The 9314-nt window shown below is 45.7% G+C and carries 9 protein-coding genes; 1 reads left to right on the forward strand and 8 read right to left on the reverse strand.

The genetic code is table 11. The features are described from left to right. Positions 1–98: 98 nt before the first annotated feature. Positions 99–830: a LuxR C-terminal-related transcriptional regulator gene (locus tag CRENPOLYSF2_RS16495; protein WP_176371151.1), complete on the forward strand. Its 732-nt coding sequence runs from the start codon at positions 99–101 to the stop codon at positions 828–830. Positions 831–859: 29 nt separating this feature from the next. Here CRENPOLYSF2_RS16495 and CRENPOLYSF2_RS16500 read toward each other — a convergent pair whose 3' ends face one another. The 8 genes from CRENPOLYSF2_RS16500 to CRENPOLYSF2_RS16535 form a co-directional block, all read right to left on the reverse strand. Then, positions 860–1126: a pyridoxal-phosphate dependent enzyme gene (locus CRENPOLYSF2_RS16500; RefSeq protein WP_419185585.1), complete on the reverse strand. Its 267-nt coding sequence runs from the start codon at positions 1124–1126 to the stop codon at positions 860–862. A 226-nt stretch (positions 1127–1352) separates the two neighbouring features. Then, positions 1353–2297: a LysR substrate-binding domain-containing protein gene (locus CRENPOLYSF2_RS16505; RefSeq protein ID WP_087145050.1), complete on the reverse strand. Its 945-nt coding sequence runs from the start codon at positions 2295–2297 to the stop codon at positions 1353–1355. 40 nt (positions 2298–2337) lie between these two features. Then, positions 2338–3381, reverse strand: coding sequence for a sulfate/molybdate ABC transporter ATP-binding protein (locus CRENPOLYSF2_RS16510; RefSeq protein ID WP_087145051.1), 1044 nt, complete (start codon positions 3379–3381; stop codon positions 2338–2340). A 161-nt stretch (positions 3382–3542) separates the two neighbouring features. Beyond that, positions 3543–4397, reverse strand: a complete 855-nt coding sequence (gene cysW, locus CRENPOLYSF2_RS16515; RefSeq protein WP_087145052.1) for a sulfate ABC transporter permease subunit CysW — start codon at positions 4395–4397, stop codon at positions 3543–3545. Between the two features lie 14 nt (positions 4398–4411). Beyond that, entirely contained in the window at positions 4412–5239 is an 828-nt protein-coding gene (cysT, locus tag CRENPOLYSF2_RS16520) for a sulfate ABC transporter permease subunit CysT (RefSeq protein WP_087145053.1), read from the reverse strand. Positions 5240–5352: 113 nt separating this feature from the next. Then, positions 5353–6339, reverse strand: a complete 987-nt coding sequence (locus CRENPOLYSF2_RS16525; protein WP_087145056.1) for a sulfate ABC transporter substrate-binding protein — start codon at positions 6337–6339, stop codon at positions 5353–5355. A gap of 132 nt (positions 6340–6471) precedes the next feature. Next, positions 6472–7977 carry an alginate export family protein gene (locus CRENPOLYSF2_RS16530; RefSeq protein ID WP_176371152.1) on the reverse strand — a complete coding sequence of 502 codons (1506 nt, stop codon included), beginning with the start codon at positions 7975–7977 and terminating at the stop codon, positions 6472–6474. 123 nt (positions 7978–8100) lie between these two features. Further along, complete coding sequence (locus CRENPOLYSF2_RS16535) at positions 8101–8298, reverse strand: YezD family protein (RefSeq protein WP_087145055.1); 198 nt, start codon at positions 8296–8298, stop codon at positions 8101–8103. Between the last annotated feature and the right edge of the window lie 1016 nt (positions 8299–9314).

Below are 9314 nucleotides of genomic sequence, written 5' to 3' on the forward strand. Positions count from 1 at the left end.
CCCAAAAAACGCAGCCAGTGCCGATTTGATATTGGGCTTACCCTGGAATTTAAAGTAGATACTACAACATCGTGTTTCGTAGCAATAACCAGCACCATATGTTGCTGGCACCCGTCATGCTGGGCGGCAAGCCGGTTGGTCTGTTGAATTTGTTCCGCCCACGCAACAAAAGACCTTTCAATAGTCGGGAGCAAACACTGATGACGATGTTAACCCCTTACCTTGGCCATGCGTTCTTGGTTTCTGGCGATAAGGACAGCCAATACAGCGGCAACGAATTATCTGGCCTGATGATTATGGATGCACGAGGACAAATTATTTATCTGAGCCAGCAAGCGGAAAATTTATTGGCGTTGGCCTGCAGTCCCATCGTAAGCCGTGACAGGCAAAAACAAGAAACCATCGTGAAGCAAAATTTGGCACAGCTGTGCCAAAGCCTGGATACAATATTCCAAGGCAAAACAGCCAATCCACCCTCGTGGAGCCTGACCAACAATTGCGGCCGCTTTGTTTTCCACGCCCAATGGTTACGGAACGCTCATGAACCAGGTGGCATCATTGGTATGTCAATTACCCACCAAGAACCGCTAACCTTAAAAGTCCTGCGCGTATTGCCGAATACGCAACTGTCACCCACACAACGGGAAGTTGTTTTGTTGATGGTGCAAGGCTTATCCAACGACCAAATTGGCGAAAAGCTACATATCAAACTCACTACCGTTAAAGATCATATCACCAAGATATTTATCAAGTTGGATATTAGCCGCCGCGAGGAATTGTTGCCTAAATTGCTGGCGATGGAAAAATCGGAGGGAATACGGTTACATTAATTTGCTTATGCAACTGTTGGAAAATCAGGCTACCCATATATGGGTAGCCAAAAGCCCAGGGCAATGCCGGTGTTGCCACTGGTCGGTTCGACCAGTTCCTTGCCGCGAGTGAGCACCCCACGACGTTCCGCATCGTTAATCATGGCGGCACCAATGCGGCATTTCACCGAATAGCCCGGATTACGGCCTTCTATTTTGGCAAGGATAATAGCGGGAATATCATCGGTAATACGATTGAGCTTCACTAACGGTGTGTTGCCAATGGAGTGTGAATTATCCGTGTACCAGTGCGACATAAAAGCTCCTGTGGTTAGATTGTCAGTAAAACAACCGGCCAAATTTTGGCCAAAAAAAAGCCAGTGATCCTGTGAAGGAGGCACTGGCTTCTGGTTGTCCGGTCAGCTTATTACGTTTTATCCTAATGTATATTACTCGTCTTGCTTGCGTCAAGCTATTGCACATAAACTCTTGGCATTTGGGTCATCAGTACAAAAAATTTCCGCTACTTTCAGTGAGCGTTTATCAGTGGGTTAACAGGCACTGGTCTTTACTTGCCGACTCACCACAAGGAAACAAATCACGCTTTATTGATGTCTGGAGTTGCTCAACAAAATAACGCGCATAGCTGGGCAAATAACTTTGTTTCAAATACGCAAACTTGGTTGTTGATGGCGGAATCAGGTGCGCCAAATCCAACGCCACCAGATCAGCATCAATAACTGGCTCGTAAGAAGTCCCTGCAATAATGCCGACACCAAACCCCAAGCGCACATACGTTTTAATGACATCGGAATCCGCTGCCGCCAATGTCACATCCAGTTCAATGCCTTTATTATCAAACGCTTTTTCGATATTGCTGCGCCCAGTAAAGCCTTGGCTATAGGTCAATATGGGAAAAGTCGCCAAACGTTCCAGCGTGATGTCTTCGCCTATCAACGGATGGCCTTTCGGTACAACAACAATATGATGCCACTGGTAACACGGCTTAATCACCAGTTTTTCATCGTCATTCATGCTCTCGGTGCAAATAGCAATATCCGCCTTATGGTGGTGCAGTAAGTTAATCAAGTTGCCTGGCGATGACTGTTCAATGTAAATTTTAATGCCCGGATATTTTTCCCTGAACCGGCTGATCGGTGTCGGCAAAAAATACTTCGCTTGCGTATGGGTGGTGGCAATGTGCAGCATCCCGTTACGGTTGTCCAAAAAATCATCCGCCAAGGCACGAATATTACGCTTAGCCTGATTGAGAAAGGTGACTTCCTCAAGAATACGCGCCCCTAATGGCGTAGGCCCCAGCAAGCGTTTCCCGTGCCGCTCAAATAACGGCGTGCCTATTTCATCCTCCAGCATAATCAACTGCCGACTGACGGCAGATTGCACAACATTCATCTTGGCGGCTACCTTAGACAGGTTGTAGCCGGTTTTCTGTAACAAATACATAATTTCCAGCTGATTTAAATTCATGGCTAATTTACAGAAAATAGTCGGTTATGTCTGAGGCTGCTCAATTGAACCAATGGGCATGTTTAATAAACAGCGCCACCTTATCGCCCTTCGCCAGTTCCAGCTGCTTAAACTGCTCATTAGGCATTTCGGCATAAATAATCTTGCCTGAGCCATTGAGCCCGTCCCGTCCTAATTCCAGCCGTATCGTCGCCCCCAGATGTTGCCAATCCTTCAAAAAAACCGGCGATGACACCGAATCAGACTGCTTGACCACGGCGATATTATGCGGACGCACATGCGCGGTAATGCCCCGTGCATCATCCAGCGACATACCGGCGCTTTTAAGCCAGACTCCATCGTCTTTTTCCAGATGAAAAACATTGGTCTGGCCAATAAAGCGCGACACAAAATCGTTGCTGGGATGGTCGTAAATTTCACTGGGCGAGCCTTTTTGCTCAATCTTGCCGTGATTGAGTACCACTATCTGGCTGGCCACCTCCATCGCCTCTTCTTGGTCGTGGGTGACAAAAATAGTGGTGACGTTTAATTCATGGTGCAAATGGCGTAACCAAAGCCGCAAGTCCTTGCGGACACTGGCATCGAGGGCACCAAACGGTTCATCCAGCAAAAGCACCGACGGTTCTACGGCCAATGCTCGCGCCAAGGCAATACGCTGGCGCTGGCCACCAGACAACTGGTCTGGAAAACGGTGGTTAAGCCAATCCAGTTGCACCAAATTCAATAAGGCGTGGACTTTTTCCTTGATCTGGTCTTCGCTAGGCCGCAGTTTGCGCGGTTTAACCCGAAGCCCAAACGCAACGTTGTCAAAGACGGTCATGTGCCGGAACAGCGCATAATGCTGGAACACAAAACCAATGCCCCGATTGCGCACATGTTCATCGGTCACATCTTCACCGTTCAACAATACACGCCCCTCATCAGCACGTTCAAGCCCTGCGATGATGCGTAGCAAAGTGGTCTTGCCGCAGCCCGATGGCCCCAATAAAGCTACCAGCTCGCCTTCGGGAATTTCCAGGTTGACATGATCCAGCGCAGAAAACTGACCAAAATTTTTACTGATGTTAGAAAGCAAAATACTCATTGTAGATTCTCACAAAATGGCTGCCAACTTAAGGCTGGGACGGTCGTTCGCCCTGAGCTTGTCGAAGAACATGTGGCTCATGGTTCGACAAGCTCACCACGAACGGTTTTTATATAAAAGTGTCCCGTTTTAAATTGGTAACCCTCACAAAATCAAAAGGGTTAACGGTCGCTCTGCTTCCATTCGAGCAGGCTTTTCAAAACCAGTGTCACAATAGCCAAACCGGCCAGAATAGATGCACCGGCAAAAGCGCCGACCACGTCATAATCGTTATAACTGACCTCAACATGCAATGGCAGCGTGTTGGTCATGCCGCGAATATGCCCAGAAACTACAGATACCGCGCCAAATTCGCCCATAGCCCTGGCGTTGCATAACAAGACCCCATACAACAACGCCCATTTGATATTGGGCAAGGTGATCTGAAAAAAGGTCTTCCAGCCACTGGCACCCAATGACAGCGCTGCTTCCTCTTCTTCATTACCCATTTCCTGCATCAAGGGGATCAACTGTCTGGCGACAAAAGGGAAGGTGACAAACAGCGTAGCCAGGATGATGCCCGGTGTCGCAAAAATGATCTTTACGTCGTGCGCCATCAGCCATTCGCCAAACACACCCTGCGCGCCAAACAACAACACGAAAATAACCCCAGAAATGACCGGCGATACCGAAAAAGGCAAATCAATCAAGGTGGTTAACAGGCTTTTGCCTTTAAATTCGAAACGGGTAATCGCCCAGGCGGCAGCGATACCAAACACCGTGTTTAACGGTACGGTCACCAGTGCGGTCAATAGGGTCAGCTTTAATGCGGCTTGGGTGTCTGGTTGGGTCAATGCCGACCAGTAGGCCGTCCAGCCTTTAGAGAAAGCCTCAAAAAGTACCAACCCTAAAGGCAGGCATAAAAACAGCACAATAAACCCCAGTGCGATAGCAATTAAGCCGGTTCTAACCCAGGTGGGATCATGCAAAGCCGCTTGCTGCTTGGTATTATTTTTGGTTTGAATAACGGCGCTCATAGCCTTGGCCTCCCCTACAGTTGCCCTGAACGCTTACGCGCCCACAGTTGCAATAAATTAATAACAAACAGCAGCAAGAAAGACACCACCAGCATCGACAAGGCAATGGCGGTAGCACCTTCCATGTCGTATTGTTCCAGTTTGGTGACAATCAGCAGCGGCACCACTTCAGAGACGTAAGGGATATTACCGGCAATAAAAATCACCGAACCGTATTCACCGACACCCCTGGCAAACGACAGCGCAAAGCCGGTCAAAATGGCGGGGAAAATATTCGGAAAAATAATTTTGCTGAAGATTTGTACGCGGGATGCGCCCATACTGGCGGCGGCTTCTTCCATGCTGGTGTCAAACTCCAGCAACACCGGCTCGACAGTCCGCACCACAAAAGGGATGCTGATAAAAATCAATGCCACCACAATACCCAACGGCTTGAAAGCCACCTGGACACCTACGGTATCCATCAATAATTTACCGAGAAAACCACTGGGCTGAAAAATGGTGGCCAAAACAATACCAGCCACCGCAGTCGGCAAGGCAAACGGCAAATCGATCAGGGCATGGAAGAAACGTTTACCGGCAAAGGTATAGCGCACTAACACCCAAGCGACAACCACCCCAAAAAAGCTGGCAATGGCCGCAGCGATCAAGGCGGCCATAAAACTGACCCGAAACGAGGCCAAGACCCGTTTATGAGTAATGATGGCGACATAATCATCCCAACTGAGTTGGAAACTGTTAAACACCAGGGTGCTTAAGGGGATCAACACCACCAGGCTAAGATAAACGACAGTGAAACCCAGTGCAGGTTTAAAGCCTGGCATAATATTACTTTGTGACATGGTGTGTTTTCCGCCTGTGGTTGTCCACTTTGCCTATTTTTATCTCTTAATTTTTTTATTAATAACGACTGGAAGTCATCACCCTGCCCTTTTTTCAAAGGTAAAGCTGATCGTTACTTACCTTGGTCATATATCTGGTCAAACACGCCGTCATCAGCAAAATGCTTTTTCTGCGCATCATTCCAGCCACCCAGTTGCGCTATGGTGACTAGCTCCAGGTTAGGAAATTGCTTTTCATATTTTGCCGCAATGTCCTTGTCAGTCGGACGATAATGGTTTTTGGCAATAATTTCCTGGGCTTCTTTGCTATACAGGTAAGCCAGATAGTCGCTGGCAATATCCTGGTTGCCATTTTTTTTCACTACTTTGTCAATCACGGCGACAGGGGGTTCAGCCAGGATGCTAAATGAAGGCGTAACCACTTCATATTTGTCTGCACCGAATTCATTCAACACCAGATAAGCCTCGTTTTCCCAGGTAATCAGCACATCGCCAATTTCCCTTTCCACAAAGCTGGTGGTTGAACCGCGTGCGCCCGTATCCAGGACAGCAGCATTCTTATACAGCTTGCCGATAAAATCCTTAGCAGCGGCTTCACTGTTATTGTTGTGTTTCAATGCGTAAGACCACGCAGCCAAATAATTCCAGCGTGCGCCACCGGATGTTTTCGGATTAGGGGTAACAACACTCACGCCGTCTTTAGTCAAATCAATCCAGTCCTTGATCTGTTTCGGATTGCCTTTACGGACGACGAACACAATCGTAGACGTGTAAGGCGAGCTATTGTTAGGCAATAGACTTTGCCAGTTTTCCGGGATCAATCGAGCCTTGTTATACAACTGGTCAATATCATAGGCCAGCGCCAAGGTAACGACATCGGCTTCCAGACCATCCAGCACCGCCCGTGCTTGCTTGCCGGCACCGCCGTGGGACTGCTGGATTGCAACCGTTTCCCCGGTCTTTGCTTTCCAGTGCTGGATGAATAACGGGTTGTATTCTTTATACAGCTCGCGGGTGGGATCGTAAGAGACATTCAACAATGTCCGCTCAGCCAATGCTGTGTTGGTAATAAGCATTAACCCCATAACGGTTAACGCCATGTGTGCCAATACTCGCAACTGATTAAACCATATGTTTGTGTTCATCATTTCTTCCTTATGAAAATTGGGTGTCTAGTATACGGTCTGAAAAGACGGTAAACGTTCTGTTAAATAAAGCCTGTTATCCAAATATTAATTAATCTTGCCATCACCGAAAGCATTCAGGGACACTTCAAAGTAGAAGAAATTGCTGGCTTCCGTCGTGAATGGCCCCGTAGTGGCTTTGGCTTGTGATTTGGTAAAATCGCCAGGCGTAAAGCGGGCATAACTCAAACTCCAATCAACATAGGGATTAAGCTTATGGCGCATGCGGATATCAAACTCGTGGCCAATAAAGCTGCCGCTATTACCATCACGGTCACGCAAATTGGCACGGTTGAAGGCATCCGTATTGCTTTGTAACCAATAAGCGTTATAACCGGCATCAACTCGAACGTCTTTATAAGGGGTAAATTCCAAGCGCACTTTAGGCGTTTCAATGTTATCCCAAGAGAAATAATCGTTACGTGACCACGGCTGGTTAAAACCATAGAAAGAATCGAAGCGTTCCAGTTTATTGTCTTTGGGATCTTTATCGCCGCTTCCATAGCCATAAAACGCACTCAGCCTGGGTTTCCATTCGTGATCAAAGGTGTAGCCCAATTCCAGGGCAAAGGCCACAGCATCGTGTTGGCGTAAGGTCTGTTTGGTGGAACCAGCTGGCAGATTGCCAGAGCGACCAAATTGTTTGTTAATATCAGCATCGAAATCAAAACCGCTATCCCCTAAAGTTCCATAAATCCTAAGGCCTGGGGCATAAATATCCAGGTCGGGCTTACGGTCTTTCTCCACAGCGTTGGTAGGATCACCGTTTTGTTTACGGCCTATAAAATAAGGTTGAATAGTAATGTAATCAGACCACTGTTTTAGGCTTAACACCCCGCCATAAATCCAGGTGTCTTCATCCGCGCGGTCAAACTCATATTTCAGACGTTCTATGGGCTGTAAGGCGAATAAATCCAAATCCCAGTCGTTTTGTTTTTTACCAAGACGCACACGGAATCCTTCAAAGTTATTGGTGGTGTTACGGAATTGGTTGTTACCTATCAAACGCCTATCCAATAGTTCCAAATGCTGGCGGCCAGCACGGATACTTAAGGGACGGTTATGACCCAAAAGGTCTTTAAAATAAAGTTCGGCATAGCCCTGAATCAATTCAAACTCATTTACATCGGAGACATTCCTCTCGTAAATGCCGTTATAACTGCGGGAATCTTGGAACTCAACAGCAAATCGCAGTGGATCAAGAATGTCGTGCACCCCCACATAGGCACGGGTTCTTAATAACCAAAGGTTATCCGGATCTGCACGAAATTTAGTGCTGCTATTCGTGCCGGTGGGCGTTGGCCGGTAATCATTCTCCCGGTATTCGTAACGGGTACGAAATTCCAAGCCAACATCCAACCAATCAATATCACGAAATTGCTTGAATTGGGTGCGACTTAGGCTGCGGACATAGCTGGGTGGATCGGGTTCCGGTTCGACACGGTAACCCAAAGTCTTACGATAATAGTCTTCGGCGTTTGCCATGTTCGGCAATAGCACTAAAAGACTTAAGAATCTTGTTGTTTGGGTCAATTTCTTTAAGTAAGGCTTCATGTGTTGTCCTTTTGATAGCTGGAAAACTTTATAATGGAAACATGTCATATTACGGTTGCTTCCTGTTGTCTGGTCAGCTTCCAAGTTGTATGTCTTTGTTATCGCCGCTTTTACGGTAGAGTTTTAGAACGAAGCCCGCTTATCGAGAGCAGATCGGTTGTCAAAACGCAGCTTTTCCTTGCGTTCGATTTGCACCACTTTGTTTTCGTGGATAATGATCTCAACTGAGCCAAAGCGAATGCCCTGCAAGGCAACAGCAATCTGATTTGCAATGTCAGCTATATCGCGTTCTTTGTCGTAGTTTTTCGTTTCAAGTGCCATTAAAACCACCTTGCATTCAGCTATGTTGGAAATTGTGTACATTTACTGTGAAGATAATCTTACTGTAGATTCAATTATTAATTAAACGATATTATTAGATATTTATATCTAATTATAAGATATATAAATTCACAGATTCAATTTTTAGAAAGTGGGATATAGATTGCCAAACTACAGGCACCTCATGTCCTACAAGAATTTTCGCCCATATTTAAATAGGGATAGTGGATGTCATTGACCTAGATTTTTTGGGAAAGTCTGGCAGTGCCAGAATTATTAAGGTGAGCGTCAAGATGAATACCGATAAAAACTTCTTTTTTTGGTTACCGAACTTAATTGGGTTTTAGCGCCAAGGCCGTTAGCATGTTTTTAAGCATTAAACATTTGAAAGACGTGTGTTTATATTTTCGATGATGATCTTGGAAAGGCGGGAATCTAATACCGATTCTTGTGCTTGTTTTACTTGATAGTTTTCCCAGTTGGTATCGTTGTTAAGACGCGTGAGGATGGTGGTTAAATGGTCATTGCTAAAATTGAGGTCATTGATTGTGGTGATCTTCGGATAAATATTTAGTGTTAGTAGCAGGTTGGTTGCTCAGCTTTGCATATGGTTTAAGCGATGATCACTTTTTAGGATATAAGCCAGTCCGTTAACGACGGTTTGGCTAATGTTTAATTTTGACTAATTGCTAGGCATTGGAAAGTGCTTATTCATGAGGTTGGAGATTTGTATTTTTCCATTTGTGCAATTAGAAGGGGATGTTGTTTATTTGTTTTGTTCTTTTTTAGTTACAGTTAGCGGTGTTATTTTGGTAAATAACGATAGCTTGTTAAAATTTTACGAAGTGGGGATAAAATTAAGCGAATGGTGAGGTTATAGTTTTTTGTTTATTAAATATAAAAAAATGATTTTTGATTTTTTTATAATTGTTTTTAAAAAACAGTTATATATGACTCACATTGAGCGGCTATCACCCATAGGAAAGTTGATATATATTTGCTACCGTGGGGCCAAA

Origin of the sequence: Crenothrix polyspora, assembly GCF_900163755.1 — a bacterium.
Classification (GTDB): domain Bacteria; phylum Pseudomonadota; class Gammaproteobacteria; order Methylococcales; family Methylomonadaceae; genus Crenothrix; species Crenothrix polyspora.